Here is a 17,122-nt window from a genome sequence, read left to right on the forward strand (position 1 = left end):
GCATGTCGAACGGCGCCGATCTTCCTGACGATGTCGAACTCCTGAAGGCCCTGCTGGTCGAGGCCCGTAGCATGCTTGCCGAACGGGATGTCGAGATAGAGCAGCTCAAGGCCCAGATCGACAAGCTCAGGCGCATGCAGTTCGGTCGCAAGTCCGAGCAGTTGCAGCGGCAGATCGAGACGCTCGAGACTCAACTCGAGGATCTGGCTGCCGGGCGCGGCGTAGCGGATGTGCAGCGCGCGCAGGCCCACGGTGCAAACGCGTCCGCTTCAAGTGCGGCGACGAGCGTTGCGGCATCAAGACAAGCGCTTCCTGCGCATCTGCCACGCGAGGATCACGTACTCGAGTACGAGTCGAGTTGCCCGGACTGCGGTCAACCGATGCAGACGCTTGGCGAGGATGTGTCCGAACAACTCGGTCGCGTCGCAGCGGCGTTCAGGGTCATTCGCACGATCCGGCGCAAACTGGTTTGCCCATGCTGCAGCACCATCACACAGCCGCACATGCCGGGCCTGCCGATCGGGCGGAGCATCGCGCATCCGAGCCTGCTGGCGGACATTCTGGTCTCCAAATACGCAGACCACCAGCCCTTGTATCGGCAATCGGCGATCGCGGCGCGCGACGGCGTGGCGCTGGACCGGGCCAGTACGGGCCGCTGGGTCGGCCAGTGCGAGGCGTTGTTCGAGCCACTGATAGAGGCGCTGCGCCGCTATACGACGGCCGCCACAAGGCTGCATGCGGACGACACGCCGATCCCGGTGCTTGCACCGGGCAACAGGAAAACGCGTACCGGCCGGCTGTGGGTCTACGTGCGAGACGATCACCGCTCGGGTTCAACGGAACCGGCCTCAGTCTGGTTCGCTTACTCGCCCAATCGGCAAGGTATCCACCCTCAAACCCATCTCGCCGGCTTCAAGGGGATCCTGCAGGCAGACGCCTACGCGGGGTTCGACGAGTTGTTCAGCGGTGACCATATACGTGAGGCGGCGTGTCATGCCCACGCCAGGAGAAAGTTCTACGACATTCACGTGCGCACGCCGTCCGACACGACGCAAAAGGCGCTCAACTATATCGGCGAGCTGTACAGCATCGAAGCCACCATACGCGGCAAGCCGGCGGCCGAGCGGCGGCGAATACGGCAGGAGAAAGCCAGGCCACTGTTTCAAACCTATGAAGCGTGGCTCAGGGCGAAGCTCAACACGCTGTCGTCGAAGTCCGATACAGCCAAGGCGATCAACTACTCGCTCAATCAGTGGAACGCGCTGACGTTGTATTGCGAAGACGGGACGCTCGAGATCGACAACAACATCGCGGAAAATGCGCTGCGTTGTGTAAGCCTGGGTCGGAATAATGCGCAGCCGCAAATTATGCGGAGTTTGCATCGTACGGCTCGTCACGAGCGCCAGTGCGACGCGCCTTGCAGGGATCTGTGGCTTGCAGCAAACTGCACATAAAAAAGATGCTTTCCTGTTTGGGTTGTTACCCATTCAGGAGAATCATCATGATCGGCTTGGTTCCTCTTCGACCGCAGCCTCAGGCGTGGTTGTGGCGCAGCGTCCTTTCTCCTTTCGCAGAGCGCTACTGCGAATATCTCGTTGATACCGGCTACGCGGCCGGCACCGTCAACCGCTACGTGAGGTGCGCCGCGCACTTTGCGTATTGGCTTACAACGCACCGTATAGCCGTAGCAAGTGTCGACGATCGACTTGTCTGCAGGTTCGTGAACGACCATTTGCGGCGATGTACCTGCCCAGATCCGATTCCGAGGTGTCGGACAGACGTGAGTGCTGCACTTCGGCATTTGCTGGTCGTGTTGGGCGCGTGCGGTGTCCCTCGGTTTCTGCAGGCAGAACCGGATTCGGTGCAACAGGAGGTGTGTCGCTTTACTGACCACCTCAAGGACGTTTGCGGCCTAGCCGAATGCACGCGATATCAGCGTGGTCGAATCATTCGCGATTTCTTGCGTCAGCGCTTTGGTCGCAAACACATCGACATGGAGCAGCTAACGATTCGGGATATCCGTCGTTTCGTTACGCGCTACCCTGACGGGTGCAATGCTGGAGCCGCTCACGTAGCGGGCGTGACGTTGCGCAGTTATCTGCGATTCAGGACCATGCAATATAACGACCAGGTCGAAGAGCTGATCGCGGCAGTACCGAACGTGGCTGGATGGAGGTTGGCGGCGCTGCCTGAAACGCTTTCGGATGCAGCGATTGAGCAGTTCCTGAACTCCTTCGATCGCGCGACTGCGTCCAGCTTACGTGATTACGCAGTGGCGCGCTGTCTGGCTGATCTTGGGTTGCGGGCTGCGGAAGTCGTGCAAATCCAACTCGACGATTTAAACTGGCGCGAAGGCACGCTGCAAATCCGTCGCACCAAATCGCGACGGGGCTACGTCATTCCGTTGCCCGAGCCAACAGGTCGTGCGATCGCCGACTATATCCGGTTAGCCCGAAGGAAGACGACGACCTCCCGTGCTGTCTTTGTCCGGCATTACGCACCCGCCGACGTTCCGTTGGGAACCGGGCGCGTCCATCAGGCCGTGCATGCCGCATATGTTCGCTGCGGCTGGACTGAACAATCTGGAACCCATCTTCTGAGGCACAGCGTGGCCCGACGGCTGCTTCGTTCCGGCTCGTCGTTGAAGGAAGTGGCTGACGTATTGCACCATCAGAGCATCGACACCACCGCGATCTACACGAAGATCGACCTGCGAAGCCTGGAGGCCGTGGCGCTTCCCTGGCCGGGGAGCAAATCATGAAGCGTCCCGTCAAATCGGCACACACAATGGTATCGCTGGTGGAAACGTATCTCGCAGAGCGACGCTGTCTCGGCTTCGACCTTGCGATCTCGGGGCAGGTGCTGATGAACTTCGCCCGCTTCGCGGATACGGCGCACGATCGCGGTCCGATCACCGAAAGTCTGGCCCTTGCTTGGGCACACTCGACACCGAGCCAAAGGTCCATTACCTGGGCGCGTCGGATCGAGGTAGTGCGCCCCTTCGCGAAGTACCTCAGGCAGTTCTATCCCGATACGGTTGTTCCGCGACGCGACTTGTGCGGGCGGGCCCATCGTCGTCTGGCGCCGCACATCTACACGGAGCAGGAACTCGGCGAACTCCTCACGGCGTCGGCGGCGATGTTACCCGTCGGTTCGATCATACCGCTTACATATGAAGCGCTGTTTGGTTTGATTGCGGCAACCGGCTTGCGTATCTCGGAAGCCATCAATCTCTCTCGAGACGACGTGAATCTTGCTGAGGGCACGCTCACGGTGCGCGAGACGAAGTTTCACAAGTCGCGCCTTATTCCGATGCATCCTACCGTAACTCTGGCCATGAAGCGTTACGCTGCTCGCCGTGCGCTGGTCGTCGCCGCAGAGCCGTGCGATTCGTTCTTTGTGAATCTTGATGGCAGGAAGTTGCAGGCCCGAACGGTGCACTGGGTGTTCGGTCGGCTTCGCGAGCAACTCGCGTGGACTTCTCGGGGTGACCACGCGTTGCCTCGAATCCATGATCTTCGCCACACGTTCGTGTGCCGGTGCATCCTCAAGTGGTATCAGGACGGCGTGAACGTCGACAACCGGATGATTGCGCTGTCGACATATCTGGGGCACGTGAAGCCGAGCGATACCTACTGGTATCTGACTGCGGTTCCCGATCTCATGGAAATCGTGAGCCGGAAATTTGCGTGCTTTGCCGAAGGGGTACGTCATGACTAAAGCCTGCCTAGTTCCTTCCTTCGCGACGCTCCTGCAGGACTTCTTCGTCGAACGGTTGATGCAGCAACGTGCGGTGAGCCCGGAGACGATATCGAGCTACCGCGATTCGTTTCGTCTGTTTCTTCAGTTCGCATCGGATCGCCTTGCCAGGTGCCCAACTGATCTGAAGCTGTCGGACATGGATGCGCCGCTGATCTTGGCGTTTCTGCGGCATCTCGAGGTTGAGCGGCGCAACAGCACGCGGACCCGCAACGTTCGACTCGCAGCGTTGCGCTCGTTCTTGAAGTACGCGGCACACCGTGACGTCGCGTCGTTGGCCGTTATACAGCGCGCACTCTCCGTGCCGATGAAGCGGTGCGATAAACCTATGGTCGGATTCCTGTCACGCGAAGAGATTCAGCAACTGTTGACGGCGCCTGACCCGGACACCTGGTCGGGTCAACGCGACAGGGTTCTGCTGGCAACGATGTATAACACGGGGGCGCGCGTCTCGGAGATGCTGGCACTACGCGTCAGTGATGTCGTGCTGGGTACATCACCCTTCGTTCATATTCTTGGCAAAGGACGCAAGGAACGAACGGTGCCTTTATGGCGATCCACGGCCAGGCTCATCAAGGGGTGGTTGCCGCAGATCCAGGATGCATCAAGTCAGAGGCTCTTTCCAAATCGATCGGGAAACGCGATGACACGCTCCAATGTCGCCGATCGAATGAGAATTGCCGTAACGCGCGCGAAGGACCAATGTCCGCAACTCGCCAAACGGCGTGTTTCTCCGCACCTGGTTCGTCACGCGACTGCCATGCATCTACTTCAATCAGGCGTCGACCTCTCGGTCATCGCCTTGTGGCTGGGACACGAAAGCCCATCGACAACACACTGCTATATGGAAGCCGATCTGACGATGAAGCAGCGAGCGCTGAGCAGGATTCAGCCACCGGAAGTGAAGAACCGTCGCTATCGACCACCGGACCGCATCCTCCAGTTCCTTGAGTCGCTGTAATTATGCGTAGCTCGCCGAACCGCGAATCCCTGCGGATCGCGTCGGCGACTCGCATGGCACTCTTCGACAATGAGTAACTCCGCATAATTTGCAACTGCGTATTATTCCGACAATGCACATAATTGCATTGCAGAAAGAATTTTTTATTTGCCGGCTCCGACAGTGGCGGAGAACGGGCGGCCGCGATGTACTCGCTGATCGGCACTTGCACATTGAATGACATCGATCCGCGTGCCTACCTGGACTATGTGCTAACTCACATCGCTGACCACAAAATCAATCGCATCGACGAGCTCCTGCCTTGGCGTGTGGCCGACAAGCTGCGCAAGCCGGCCAGTCCACCGGATCCCGCTACCTGACCGAGCAGGCCCTGATCACCATCATGCCTCACGCGGAAGCGATTGGACGAATGGCCTAGGCGAGCCGCTTACTCCACTCTCCATTTCCGTATTGGAACAGAGGTGTTGCAACGACCGGTGGAATCCGCCAGAGCAAACCTTTCGTGCGAATCCAGCGGCGGGTGAGTGTGCCGTTGATGACTAATTTGTAATCTCGCATTCATCCGTACGCCATGGACACCGCTCTATATTTTGCTGTGCCCGCTGTTTCGGCGAGCACAGTTAAGGAGAAGGGGACGAAGGGCACACATAATGGCTTGTCGTCCTTAGGCGTGGTATTGAGCGTGAGAAACTCGAAGAATCAGCAAGCATTCTTTCGCTGGTATCGGCTATTGCAACCCCTCCCGTTACTCTCCGCTCCCGCTACGTGTCTTACCCTCAGCATCATTCGGAAGAAAATTCATGCGGAAGTTGATTGCGTTGCTCGCTGTGGCAGTGAGCCTGGGTGGTTGCGCCGTCGCACCGGGATACGGGGAAGCGCAGCCATACGATTCGGTCTCCGGCTATCCGTTCTACGGGCCGGGGTACGGGACTTGCGGTAATTGGGGCGACTGTGGCCCTTGGGGCGGCTGGTACGGTAATTACTGGCACGGCGACCGTTGGCACAGTGGCTGGCACGGCGGACATAGCGGTTGGGGCGGACATGGCGGGGAAGGTGGACATGGAGGCCGGGGCGGACGTGGTGGCGGAGGTGGGCATGGCGGCGGCCGCTAACACCTTCCCCTCGTCGGACTCTATACGGCCGCTCATGTTTCCATTTAAATCTAACCAAAGCGATTAATGGGCGCGAGTCCCTGTTTGAGGAAATGACCCTGCGAAGGCTACAACCCATCATATGCGCCTACTCGTCGCTGCCGCACTACTTGTTTCCAGTCCGCCGCCGGGTACGTCGTAGTCCCGTCCGCAGTGTTTGTTTCTCGTGTCCACGCAGATGGTCATCGCCGCAGGGTTGGCAGAGGTCGCATCCTGCCTCGATTGACGCCAGGCAAAGGCCATCTTTTACGGGACCCGACAGCATGTCGGGTCCTTTTTTTATTCTTTCATTCCTCACCGACGCGAGTGCGTAGTCTATTGCGACCTGGTCAGTCGTGCCGTGCACATCGTTGTGGCCCGAATGACCATGGCCCGAGTGCCTACGCGCAGATTGGTTCGCATGCGCAGGACCTCGGAATCCGTCGCAACAGGTCGCCAATGAAGCGGTAGTGGGTTTGCGCACCAATATCGTAGTTCTGACAATCGACATGTATGTTCGCAAGGCTTTCCGGCTCCAGCTTGCTGTCAGCCCCACGCCTGTGACCACGTGAAGGTGTGCGGGTGCACCTAAATCGACATGAGAACGGTTGGCGTTCGCGCTTAAGCCGTTCTTTGGGGGCTTTGTGAATCAATGCTCCTGAATGAACTACGCTTCGCTATAGAATTTCATAGGCAGGTATTTCATCATGGCATCGAAACACGAAGTCAAGCGGTACAGAGCAAACCTCTCCGATGAGCTTCATAGTGCTGCCTTATACGAAACGCTTGCGAAGGTCGAAAAGGATGACGCCCGGAAGCAGGTGTTTAGCGACCTGGCGAAGTCCGAGCGCGAACACGCGCAGGTGTGGGTCGACAAGCTGAAGACCAACGGGATTCACCCGAAGGGGACGGGACAGGCCGTGAAAACGCGCCTGATGCGGACGCTGGTCCGCTTTTTCGGCGCGGGTTTCGTGTTGCCCACGCTTGCCGCTGCCGAATACGCAGACCGGAACAAATATCACGGCCAACCAGATGCGGGGCGCATGTCGGCCGACGAACATCATCACGCCGCGGTGGTCCAGACACTGGCTCATGGCGGCGACCCGGGCCTATCGCAAGGCGCGCGAATTGCCGGAGCGGAGTCATGGCACAAGGGGGTATCGTCGGGCAACGACCTGCGCGCTGCAGTGCTTGGCGCGAACGATGGCCTGGTCTCGAACTTCTGTCTGATTATGGGCGTGGCAGGAGCTGGAGCGGGCAACAAGGCAATCTTGCTAACGGGGCTGGCCGGGCTGATTGCCGGAGCATGCTCGATGGCACTGGGTGAATGGCTATCTGTGACCAACGCTCGGGAGCTGGCAGGCACCCAGATTGCCAGAGAAGCTGACGAGCTGGAGAATTCGCCCGAGGCCGAAGAGCACGAACTGATACTGATTTATCGCGCGAAAGGACTGGACGCCGATGAGGCGAGGCGCGTGGCATCCCAAATGATGCGTGACAAAGATAAGGCGCTCGATACATTGACCCGCGAGGAACTTGGGCTTGACCCAGCGGAACTGGGCGGCAATCCTTGGTCGGCTGCGGGAGTCTCCTTTTGCCTATTCTCCGTTGGCGCGATTTTCCCGGCGATGCCGTTCTTATGGACCCAAGGATCCAATGCAATTGCGCAGTGTATCGTCCTGAGCATGCTTGCGCTCGCGTCCATTGGAGTCTTCACGTCGCTGTTTAACGGACGAAGCGCGGCTTTCTCTGCAGCGCGACAGATTGCCATTGGCCTTATTGCTGCGGCATTTACGTTTGGCGTTGGCCGGGTCCTTGGTGTGTCAATTTCGTAAGGCTTGTACGCGCAAGAAGCGCCATCGGACTTCGCAAACCAGTTGCAGAAGCCCGACTCATCTCGAGTGCGTTTCGAAAGAACAGGATTTTCAATGCAGACAGGAGAGCGCGTCAGTGTTTTTCGGCAAATTCCGCGCAGCGTCTGGGTGCTTGGCTGTGCCAGCCTGTTCATGGATGTTTCGTCCGAATTATCCACAGTCTGTTGCCGATGTTCTTGATGGCAAGTCTCGGTGCCACTGCAACAACGATTGGCATCATCGAAGGTATTGCTGAAGCGACGGCCCCCGTCTCTCGGGCACCCTCAGCGACAACCTCGGCAATCGCAAGTGGCTCGCCGTCGCTGGGTACCGCCTGGGCGCGCTAAGCAAACCGCTATTTGCCGGGGCGCCGACCATCGGAATTGTGGTGACGGCGCGCATCATCGACCGGGTGGGGAAAGGCATCAGAGGTGCGCTGCGCGACGCGTTGGTGGCCGACGTCACACCGCCGCACCTGCGTGGCGCTGCATTTGGGTTGCGCCAGTCGCTTGACACTATCGGCGCGGTCCTCGGACCGCTGCTGGCGGTCGTCCTCATGCTCGTGTGGGCAGACAACTTCCGGCTCGCTTTCTGGCTTGCCGTCATTCCTGGCCTGCTCGCCGTTGCCCTGTTGACTTTTGGTATCGAAGAGCCGGCGCGGGAGCCAGGTGCCAAGCGGGTCAATCCGATTCGCTGGGAGAGCGTCAAGCAGCTCGGCAGCCGCTATTGGTGGGTGGTCGTCGTGGGCGGGGTATTCGCGCTGGCCCGGTTCAGTGAAGCATTCCTCGTGTTGCGCGCCATAGGAAGCGGGGTACCGATTGCGCTGGTTCCGCTCGGGGTGGTCGCAATGAACGTCGTTTATGCGGCATCGGCCTATCCGTTCGGGAAACTTGCCGACACGATGAGCCACACCCGGTTACTGGTCGCGGGTCTCGTTATATTGATTGCATCGGATGTGGTGCTCGCGCATGGCACGCTCTGGAGCGTGGTGCTCGTGGGCGTCGCGCTGTGGGGCCTGCACATGGGAATGACACAGGGGTTGCTGGCCACGATGGTTGCTCACACCGCGCCTGCGCAACTGCGTGGCACCGCGTTTGGCTTCTTCAATCTGTTCGGTGGTGTCGTTACGCTTGTGTCCAGCGTCATCGCCGGAGCCTTGTGGACCGCCTGGGTGCAGCCGCCACGTTCTACGCGGGAGCAGGTTCTAAGCCCAGACCATCGCGCTGCTATTGTCCGGACAGACGCCTGACATTGCGGCGGGTCGCTGAGCCAGGGTGCCTGAAGAGAAGGGGAAAGCGCCATTTTTGCCTTGCCAGAGGCGGGGCAAACCGGCGGGGGGACGGCAGCGGCGTGCCGTACGGGCTGCTATAGCGGCGAGCAGTCGCCGGGCATTCGGCCCTACCTGGAAGGCGTGGCGGGCTTTTAGGGCGACAGCCAGCTCAGGCGGAATTCCGGTCCCATGAGTGGGAAGAAGGAACAGCGGCTTTTTTCCGGATAAATCGGCGACCAAACTGTTCGGTACGCCCGGAACAGCATCGCATTGCCTTGATTCCCGGCGCGATGCGGCCTATTTTTATGATGTGTCCCCCCGACACGTCAAGGAGCTGAAAATGCCATTCCCCAGAAAGTCCGCGCCGAGTCCCGAGACCGACACGAGCAGGAAAAAAGAGGTAGCCGAGCCGAAAAAGACCGCTGACAAGGCGCAAAGTCATAAGGGCACGCAAGTGGCAAAGCGTGCCAAAAGCAAGGCAAAAAGCTGAGTCACTGAAACCCCCGTCCGCGCACCTGGGACACCTAGCTTTCACCGCCATACTCGCTGGGCCTACGGCGGGCTCGCTGCCGTTGAGGCGGTTCAAGCGCGCGCATCAGGTTCCCGACCGGACAGCAAAAAGCCTCATCCTTCGCGAGGAGGCTTTTTTCGCACGGTACGTTGCCGCCCCCAAATTGCCGGGCCCGGTGTTCAGCGCGCCATTGCTCAATTTCCCGCTGGCGTCCTCCGACCGCGCGGCCGAGGTCGAGCCTTCGCGTTGCGTCGATGACGCGCGCCTGAATACCGGCAGCAAAGGGCATGCGCAAGGCATTCAACTTGAGTTCCTCGCGGTGAGGACTGCCGCGGTGAAGCAACGCTTGTGATGGTCCCCTCAACTGGACGCTGGATTTTAACTTTGTCGCTGACCGAAGACGGCATGCTGGCCCGGCATCGCTTCGCGACAGCCGACGAAACATGGAGAGGCTGGCATGGAACGAGACGAATTCAGCGCTTTCGAGCACCAAGGCTGGGAGATGGTCGCGCATCCGTATCACTCGTATTTTGGCGACTTGACCATACAATCCAACAGCTCCCTGCTTGACGCACTCGATGTCCGCCCCGGCGTTCGCTTTCTGGACGTCGCGTCCGGTCCTGGTTATCTCGCCGCGGCAGCGGCGCGTCGAGGTGCCGACGTCATTGGCGTTGATTTCGCGGAGGCGATGGTCGAACAGGCAAGACGCGCCTATCCCGCGCTGCCGTTCCGTATCGGCAGCGCGGAGGACCTACCTTTTTCCGACGAGAGTTTTTGACGCCGTTGGCATCAGCTTCGGGATGTTGCATTTCTCTCATCCGGAGAACGCGCTCGCCGAGGCGTTTCGAGTACTATGGCCTGGCGGCCGGATTGCTTTTACGGTCTGGGCGACACCGGACAAGGCCGTCGGATTCGCGATGGTGCTCAAAGCCATTGAGGCGCACGGCCGTCTGGATGTTCCACTCCCCCTGGCATCCATTCTTCAGGTTCAGCGACTGGCACGAATGCGAACGCGCTCTGAGCGACGCGGGATTCGATGAGCCGCACGTCCAGGAAGTCAGCCAAACGTTGCGTATTCGCATGCCGGAAACGCCTTTCGACATGTTGATGCGCGGCGGCGTCCGCATCGCCGCTATGTTGAAAGCTCAGTCGTCAGAGGCGTTGGCTTTGATTCAAAAGGCGGTCTCCGAAGACGCGGCCGCGTGTCACAGCGAAGGAGAGCTTGGAGTACCGATGCCGTGTGTGCTCGAACCTATGCGAGGAAGGCCTGACGGCCGTTGCTGGGTAGTGAAGGACCGGGATGTGCGGAGCGCAGCAAGCCGGCCGTGCCGTACACCCCGGGCCTAACGCAGCCAACATTCATGTGCCCGTCGCCTTCAAAAACCAAAACGTGATGCGCGACGCTTTCGTCACATGCGCCACCGGTGGATTCAAGTGAGCACCCTGACAGCTATTCCGTTGAGATAGAACGAGAGGGCAATGGGCTGTTCAGCCGTGGCTATCAACCCACGCGCGTGCCCTTGAGCCCGTATGTTTGCACACGGAAACATCTGACAAAGGTCAGACGCGCCCGGCGTGCGAGCAAGCTACGAAATGTTCCTGCATGAATTCAAAAGGCTGGCCTTTCCGGTCGATGTCGCAGCGTCCCCACTCTGCCAGTTGCGCGGGCGTCGGCTTGAGCCGGTATGCCGGCAGTGACGCCGCTTTGCCCGCTGGACACCGTCGGACGAGTTATGCACAGATTTGTCAACAGATTTTGTGGATAACTCGTGCTGACCGCAACGCAAGTGGATAAGTCTTAACTCGCTTGCCTACGAACCGCTGGCCGTCGGAGCATCGAGCATTCCGGCTCGATTCTCGAACTACATTGCGCTCTTGAACGCAGCTTTGTCGCGACCTATCTTTAAGATGATTTTGATTGAGGAGGCGACCATGGAGCGCACTGCAGTGGACGTGCATTTCGACAGCGTGCACCTGTTTCTCGACATGTCCGAGGGGCCCGCCGTTCAATTTCCGCTGGACTGGTTTCCCGTGCTGCAGGCAGCCACAGCAGCCGAGCGCGAACACTTCGCCATCTCTCTAGACCATGAGCAGATATTCTGGCCCGAAATTGATGAGGACGTGAGCGTTCCAGCGTTGCTTTCATACCGACCCGAGAACGCGGGCCACTAGTGTTTTCGCTTTTAGCGTCTGCTGCCTGGACCTCTTGCGCATGCGCAGCTGACGCGGACGATGCAAGCGTCGGCCTTTCTTGACCAGTCAGCCGTCGGGCCCGAGGTAACCCGGCAGTCCCAGCGCTGCTTTGCTCTTCGCTAGCACCATTGCTTTCTTTACGAGCGAGGCGAACGCCTTGTCGCTGCCATGTCGCTGCCATGTCGGGGCAGGTTGCAGCGGAAGAAATCGGCCCATCAAAATTCCTCCATCGGGACGCTCGTCTTCTCGTAGCCGCCAGCGTCCCGGACTGACGCTGCGAGGCTACGGAACTCGTCGTCGGAAAGCTTCCAGATGCGTGCCGGCATTCCGGAAAACGGCCGGCGTCTTTCCTCGATGTTCGATACGCCGGCCGTGCAGTGACCCCTTTAACGAATGAACGTCACATCACGGCCGCCAGCCGTCCGTAAGGGCTCGTCCACGAAGGACCTACGCGGAGAATCTAGGAAGGAGGCAGAATCGATGGAGAGCACGACGTTCGTCATGGTCATCCGGCAACTGTCCGCGGCCGCCGAAATTGCAGCCAAGGCTGGACCACAGGATGTCAGGGTCGACGCGTTCCGGCTACTCGCGTCTTTCCGTCGATACGACGATTCCGGTCTCAGTCAGACGTTGGTCTCGACATCCAATGATGAATTGTTTCTTCGCACGGCTGAGGCAGCGCTCACGATGGCGGGCCGAAACGAATTTGCCGCGTCTCTCGCACTTCTTGAGCAAGCCCGCTCGCTCCTGTCGTTGACCTAGAATCTGCCGCGCACATACCCTTCTACCGCGACGCCAACAGCAGTCTTATCGCCTCAGGCCACTGGAAGGGGTGAGCCTTGCATCAGTTTCTGAGCGCGAATCGCGTCATGCAAAATCTTTGAAGGCAATGACCTTCAGAATGGCGAGCCGAACCCAGTGAGAACGAAGGCTGCCAATTTGAAGGATATCCATCCGGGGAAGCGCAATGCAATATCCGCATGTCTAGTGCGGCATCTCAACAGCGGAGGCGGGAATGACGCCCCTGGAATCCTTGCAAGCAAAAATCGAGAAGCTGCAGGCGCAAGCCGACGCGCTCGTCGCGAAAAAGTCGAGCGCTGTTATCGAGAAGATTCGCGGCTTGATGACAGAACACCGCGTGTCGTGACTGCGAATAAAAATGTGAAGACCACTGTCGACACAAAGGGCAAACTACCGCCTAGGTACATCAACCCGAAGACCGGCGAAACGTGGAGCGGCCACGCCCGCCCTCCGGCCTGGAGTAGGGACGTGAAAGACCGCAGTAAATTTCCGATTGCAGACGGTGCCGAAGCTGCTGTCGCGACGACCGCCGATATTGCGAGCAAGGCAAAGACTGCGATCAAGACGGCGGCGTCGAAGTCGGTGGGTACAACCGGTGGCAAGGGGCAGCGGAAAGGGCCGCAGCCGGCGATGTACCGTGACCCAAGTCAGGTGCGACATGGAGCGGGCACGGGCGTGCCCCGGCGCGGCTTGTTGGTGCCAAGGACCGGGCAAAGTTTCTGATTGCTGGCGTTGGCGGAGTTGCGGATTCTAGCGCTGCGAGCAAGCCGAAAGCCGTCGCGAAGAAGCCCGCGACAAAGACGGCGGTAGCGAAAAAGGCAACTGCGAAGATGGCACCGCCCAGAAAATTGGTTGTCGCCAAAAGGTCGTTACGAAGCCGGGTGTCGCGGCGGCACCGGAAGCGGCGCCTGCTCAAGCAACCGTGTAACCGAGCACGCAGGGTTCGGTTCTCGTCGCGTCGACAGGAGCGATTGTCGTGGCTTACCGCTAACAGGCACGCAATGCGACGAAACGGGCGGCGCATTTTGCATTCGAACCTCCGCGCTTGTAGGCTTGTGCCGCCTTTGCGCGGTCCGGGACGACGTCGCCAGGAGCATGCCTCTCCCAGTACAAGCCAAGGTTGTATGCGGCAGCCCGGTGTCCAAGCTCAAGGGCCGTGGCATACATGTCCTTGGCCATCCCAAGGTCGGCGTCCATGCCGCGACCAAGCCGTGCACTGTCCGCGAGTGCTGCTGCCGCCAGGCCTCGCAGAGGCTCGCTCGCCGTATCGTCCTTCAGCACGTCGCCCAGAATGACGTGCCCGGTCTCGTAGTCCGCTGGCCCACCTGTCTCGGTGACAAGAGACAGTGCAAGCAGGACCCAAAGAGAAGGGTGCCGGTGAGGGCCAACCCGTTCAATCAGACGCCGGCGGAGGCAAGGCGTCCCCGACAGCGGGCTTGTGAGCAGGCCGTTCGCAATGGCCGCGAGAAATTCAAGTGAAAGAAATCCAACCTTGTTTGCCGACACAATGTGCCGGAAGAACTTTTCCACGTCGAGCGCCGGGTCGGCCTGGCGAAGTTGTGCCCACTCGCGTTCAATTTGGCCCAACCAACTGGAATCTACAGACATCAGATTTCGCGTCCTGTGGTGAGTGACGGGGACGATGATACCTCGCCGTTTGTTATCATCCGGCTTCACGCATGACGAGACGGCAGCCATCTGGTTGCAGCTGCAGACCGCGCGCTCTCTACCGCCAAGCGTGCTGGACGCAACCGCACGTGCGTGGCGCAATCCGATGGCGCGTTAGGGGAGGACGGGATGTGACCCGAGATGCTGCCATGTCCGTGTATGCAATTACTGTAGACGGAGTAGGGGTCTTCGCTGGTGAAATCGCCTACGCTTCCTGGCTTCTACTGCAGGGATTTCCTTTCCGGTTAGCCGCAACGACCGATGTCGAAAAGCCTTGCATCCAGGCCGGCGATGCAGCGCGCATATTTTTCCAGGCGAATGCGTTCAAGTTAATTTATGTGCCGTCGTAAACGGTTGTGAAAAGTGGATAAAAGAACTGCGGCGGTATTTGCTTCGGGCGCGATGTTCAATGCTGGCGATATTTGCGAGGTGGCCGCCTATAGTCGGCGGACCCATACCTGCGGCTGTAAAGACGGGGATAAGTCTGGTGCTATATCTGAGGCGTGACGTATTAAAGGACCTGATTGAGCGCTTGATGCGCGCACCCAGGCCCCGCAGGTGGATTGGATATGTCGATATGCTCGCGGCATCGGCCGCATCGGCCGCATGCGCCATATCAAGTGTCACCGTCGCGCTTCGCGCGGGACCTGCCCTGGTTGTGGGCTTCTCGTCATTCGGCGTTTTCGCCGGGGGCTATTTGGTGGTCCGGCTGCAACAGTGCAGGCGCGTGACTCATACGACAGAAGAGCTGACGCGTGGATTGTTAGCTGCAAACCGGGACTGCCTGAAGCTGTTGGACCGCGACGGACGCATACGCTGGATATCCGATGTCGGTCAACAACTGATGCACGCGGAGACTGCGGCAGAGCTACTTGGCGCAGACTGGCTCGGATTCTGGACAGGAAGCGACGCGCGGGAAGCTTTTGAAGAAGCATGCACCGGATCGCAGACGTCGTTTTTCGCTTCTTGCCTTACCTTATCGGGTGAAACAAAGTGGTGGCTGTCGGACCTTGTTCCCCTCAAGGATAGAGGAGCTGGAACGACGGCGATTCTGTGTGCGTCGCATGACGTGAGCGCTGAGGTCGAATCGACCGCTGAGCTTCGGCGAAATGCTGGAATACTGCAACAGATGGAGGACCACGTGCAGGCCGTATTCTGGCTGACGAGCAGCGATTTCCAGATTCTGCATCATGTCAGCGCGGGTTTCGCCAGCGTATGGGAGATGCCGCTTTCTGCCCTGCATCAGAATCCTGCAGCCTGGCGTATGCGCGTTCATCCGGACGATTTAAAGTCGCTGCTCGTCCGCATGAGAGCGGTGGCACGCTCTAAATCGGAAGCGAACTCGTTCTTCCGGCTCGTTATGCCTGAGGGCCCGATGAAATGGATTCGCGCGGACGTTTATCCGGTAAAGGATGAGAATGGAACTGTTGCTCGTCTCGTAACCGTATGCGTCGACGCTACTGAAGAGCGGACGCGTCTGCAGCAGCTCGAGACATTGGCGAAAAGCGACGGGTTGACGGGACTGCTGAATCGCCGCGCTATGTTGGAAGCGTTATCAACGCATTGCCAGGATGCGTTGCCTTTTGCGTTGCCGTACATCGATTTGGACCGTTTCAAGGTGCTCAATGATATGGCCGGTCACTCCTTGGGCGATAGCGTAATCAGAGAACTTGCCGAGCGTATCCGCGAGACTCTCCCTGACAATGCAGTGGCATCGCGTCCAGGCGGCTGCGATGAATTCACCGTTATCGTACCGGGCGAATGGGAGCGCCGTGATATCGACCGCCTGTGTCAGCGCCTCCTCACTTGCGCCCGTCGCCCATTGTTAGTAGCGGGCAAGACCCTTTCTGTAACGATTTCGGTCGGAGCGGTGCTCTTTCCAGAGCATGGAGATTCCCCAGAGGCGCTTTTTACGAGCGCGGACCTTGCGATGTACGCAGCGAAGCGGGCCGGCCGTAACGCGTACCGGCTTTTTGGGGCGGAGGAACAAGGCGACCGTGACCGCCTGCAACTCGAAAGAGAGTTGCGCGAAGCGGTGCGGCATAAGCAGTTTGTGCTTTTCTACCAACCGCAGTTTTGCGCCCGCTCCGGACGGCTTACAGGGATGGAAGCCCTCCTCCGCTGGAATCACCCGAAGCGGGGCCAGGTGTCTCCTGGTGAATTTGTTCCGCTTCTGGAGGAGACGGGCCTTATCATTCCTGTCGGATACTGGGTAGTGCTGGAGGCTATGGGCGCACTATCCGAGTTTCGCAGGACAGGTGGACATGACATCTCTCTGTCGATTAACGTTTCGGCCAGACAATTTCATGATACTGGGCTCGTTGATGCCATCCGGAGCGCTCTGCAGGAGAACGACATCGATGGCTCGCAACTTGTGGTCGAAATCACTGAATCTACGTTAATGAAGAGTCTCGAACGCGCGCAGGAAATCCTCGCGCAGCTCCGGCTCCTCAACGTGCGCATCGCCATTGATGACTTTGGCACGGGTTATTCAAGCTTGAGCTACGTAACCAGGTTCCGACCGGATGTCTTGAAGCTGGACAAGTCGTTTGTGGATGAGGTCGCTACCGACCACGCTGCAAACGCCGTGGTCCAGGCCGTCATCGAGTTGGCGCATAAACTGAACATAGTCGTCGTTGCTGAAGGGGTAGAGACGGAAGCTCAGTTGGACATTTTTCGGTCAGCGAACTGTGATGAAATTCAGGGATACCTGCTAGGCAGGCCCGAACCCTATCAGGTTCTATCGGGGCGATTTCCGGACAAGGGCGTTGCGTAGCTGCCCCGGCGCGTTGTGTACCGCAGACGTACCATGCGTCTGGGTGCGCACAGACTGGCTGGACAATGTTCTGCTGGACGCGGCCAGGCGTCGAGGTCGACGTCGACAACATCAACGGTCTCAACGGTTTGCATAGGCACGCTGCGGCTGACGGGTATGGGTCACAGCCGCATTGCATCGGCTAACCGAGGAATACATCT

General features: G+C 59.1%; 17 protein-coding genes and 3 pseudogenes. 17 read left to right on the plus strand and 3 right to left on the minus strand.

The window, feature by feature from the left end; all coding sequences use genetic code 11:
• Positions 1-2: 2 nt before the first annotated feature.
• From tnpC to P0D84_RS43530, 13 genes and pseudogenes are all read left to right on the plus strand, one after another.
• Positions 3-1,352 (plus strand): annotated as a pseudogene (gene tnpC, locus P0D84_RS43470) (IS66 family transposase); the annotation flags it as partial.
• Between the two features lie 428 nt (positions 1,353-1,780).
• On the plus strand, positions 1,781-2,761 hold the full coding sequence (locus P0D84_RS43475; protein WP_408339053.1) for a tyrosine-type recombinase/integrase: 981 nt from the start codon (positions 1,781-1,783) through the stop codon (positions 2,759-2,761).
• Positions 2,758-3,720 carry a tyrosine-type recombinase/integrase gene (locus P0D84_RS43480; protein WP_408339055.1) on the plus strand — a complete coding sequence of 321 codons (963 nt, stop codon included), beginning with the start codon at positions 2,758-2,760 and terminating at the stop codon, positions 3,718-3,720. Before P0D84_RS43475 ends, P0D84_RS43480 begins: the two co-directional genes overlap by 4 nt.
• Positions 3,713-4,720 (plus strand): tyrosine-type recombinase/integrase, encoded by a 1,008-nt coding sequence (locus P0D84_RS43485; RefSeq protein WP_408339057.1) that lies wholly within the window; start codon positions 3,713-3,715, stop codon positions 4,718-4,720. The genes P0D84_RS43480 and P0D84_RS43485 overlap by 8 nt, the downstream gene beginning before the upstream one ends.
• Positions 4,721-4,851: 131 nt before the next feature.
• Positions 4,852-5,079, plus strand: a pseudogene (locus tag P0D84_RS43490) (transposase domain-containing protein); the annotation flags it as partial.
• A gap of 441 nt (positions 5,080-5,520) precedes the next feature.
• Complete coding sequence (locus P0D84_RS43495; RefSeq protein ID WP_408349024.1) at positions 5,521-5,832, plus strand: hypothetical protein; 312 nt, start codon at positions 5,521-5,523, stop codon at positions 5,830-5,832.
• Between the two features lie 725 nt (positions 5,833-6,557).
• The gene (locus P0D84_RS43500; protein ID WP_408349027.1) at positions 6,558-7,685 is read left to right on the plus strand and encodes a VIT1/CCC1 transporter family protein; all 1,128 of its coding nucleotides are present in this window, start codon (positions 6,558-6,560) and stop codon (positions 7,683-7,685) included.
• A 93-nt stretch (positions 7,686-7,778) separates the two neighbouring features.
• Positions 7,779-8,971 (plus strand): annotated as a pseudogene (locus P0D84_RS43505) (MFS transporter).
• Between the two features lie 195 nt (positions 8,972-9,166).
• On the plus strand, positions 9,167-9,463 hold the full coding sequence (locus P0D84_RS43510) for a hypothetical protein (RefSeq protein WP_408349030.1): 297 nt from the start codon (positions 9,167-9,169) through the stop codon (positions 9,461-9,463).
• Positions 9,438-9,836 (plus strand): hypothetical protein, encoded by a 399-nt coding sequence (locus P0D84_RS43515; RefSeq protein WP_408349033.1) that lies wholly within the window; start codon positions 9,438-9,440, stop codon positions 9,834-9,836. Before P0D84_RS43510 ends, P0D84_RS43515 begins: the two co-directional genes overlap by 26 nt.
• A gap of 105 nt (positions 9,837-9,941) precedes the next feature.
• Positions 9,942-10,262 (plus strand): class I SAM-dependent methyltransferase, encoded by a 321-nt coding sequence (locus tag P0D84_RS43520; protein WP_408349036.1) that lies wholly within the window; start codon positions 9,942-9,944, stop codon positions 10,260-10,262.
• Positions 10,156-10,524 carry a methyltransferase domain-containing protein gene (locus P0D84_RS43525; RefSeq protein ID WP_408349826.1) on the plus strand — a complete coding sequence of 123 codons (369 nt, stop codon included), beginning with the start codon at positions 10,156-10,158 and terminating at the stop codon, positions 10,522-10,524. Before P0D84_RS43520 ends, P0D84_RS43525 begins: the two co-directional genes overlap by 107 nt.
• Before the next feature lie 892 nt (positions 10,525-11,416).
• Positions 11,417-11,656, plus strand: coding sequence for a DUF2442 domain-containing protein (locus P0D84_RS43530; RefSeq protein ID WP_408349039.1), 240 nt, complete (start codon positions 11,417-11,419; stop codon positions 11,654-11,656).
• 87 nt (positions 11,657-11,743) lie between these two features.
• On the opposite strand, the gene P0D84_RS43535 is transcribed toward P0D84_RS43530, so the two are convergent.
• Both P0D84_RS43535 and P0D84_RS43540 read right to left on the minus strand, forming a co-directional pair.
• Positions 11,744-11,893 (minus strand): hypothetical protein, encoded by a 150-nt coding sequence (locus P0D84_RS43535; RefSeq protein WP_408349042.1) that lies wholly within the window; start codon positions 11,891-11,893, stop codon positions 11,744-11,746.
• Positions 11,893-12,003 carry a ParB-like protein gene (locus tag P0D84_RS43540; RefSeq protein WP_408349045.1) on the minus strand — a complete coding sequence of 37 codons (111 nt, stop codon included), beginning with the start codon at positions 12,001-12,003 and terminating at the stop codon, positions 11,893-11,895. Before P0D84_RS43540 ends, P0D84_RS43535 begins: the two co-directional genes overlap by 1 nt.
• A 154-nt stretch (positions 12,004-12,157) precedes the next feature.
• Between P0D84_RS43540 and P0D84_RS43545 the strand changes: the two genes are divergently transcribed.
• The 3 genes from P0D84_RS43545 (at position 12,158) to P0D84_RS43555 (ending at position 13,201) form a co-directional block, all read left to right on the plus strand.
• The gene (locus tag P0D84_RS43545) at positions 12,158-12,439 is read left to right on the plus strand and encodes a hypothetical protein (protein ID WP_408349048.1); all 282 of its coding nucleotides are present in this window, start codon (positions 12,158-12,160) and stop codon (positions 12,437-12,439) included.
• Between the two features lie 253 nt (positions 12,440-12,692).
• Positions 12,693-12,824 (plus strand): hypothetical protein, encoded by a 132-nt coding sequence (locus P0D84_RS43550; RefSeq protein ID WP_408349051.1) that lies wholly within the window; start codon positions 12,693-12,695, stop codon positions 12,822-12,824.
• A gap of 14 nt (positions 12,825-12,838) precedes the next feature.
• Positions 12,839-13,201: an H-NS family nucleoid-associated regulatory protein gene (locus P0D84_RS43555; protein WP_408349054.1), complete on the plus strand. Its 363-nt coding sequence runs from the start codon at positions 12,839-12,841 to the stop codon at positions 13,199-13,201.
• 264 nt (positions 13,202-13,465) lie between these two features.
• Here the strand turns inward: P0D84_RS43555 and P0D84_RS43560 are convergent, their stop codons facing one another.
• A complete protein-coding gene (locus P0D84_RS43560; protein ID WP_408349057.1) occupies positions 13,466-14,086 on the minus strand; it encodes an SEL1-like repeat protein in 621 nt (206 codons plus the stop codon).
• A 637-nt stretch (positions 14,087-14,723) separates the two neighbouring features.
• Between P0D84_RS43560 and P0D84_RS43565 the strand changes: the two genes are divergently transcribed.
• On the plus strand, positions 14,724-16,922 hold the full coding sequence (locus tag P0D84_RS43565; protein ID WP_408349060.1) for a putative bifunctional diguanylate cyclase/phosphodiesterase: 2,199 nt from the start codon (positions 14,724-14,726) through the stop codon (positions 16,920-16,922).
• Positions 16,923-17,122: the final 200 nt, after the last annotated feature.

Origin of the sequence: Paraburkholderia sp. RL17-337-BIB-A (assembly GCF_046025895.1) — a bacterium.
Lineage (GTDB): Bacteria > Pseudomonadota > Gammaproteobacteria > Burkholderiales > Burkholderiaceae > Paraburkholderia > Paraburkholderia fungorum_C.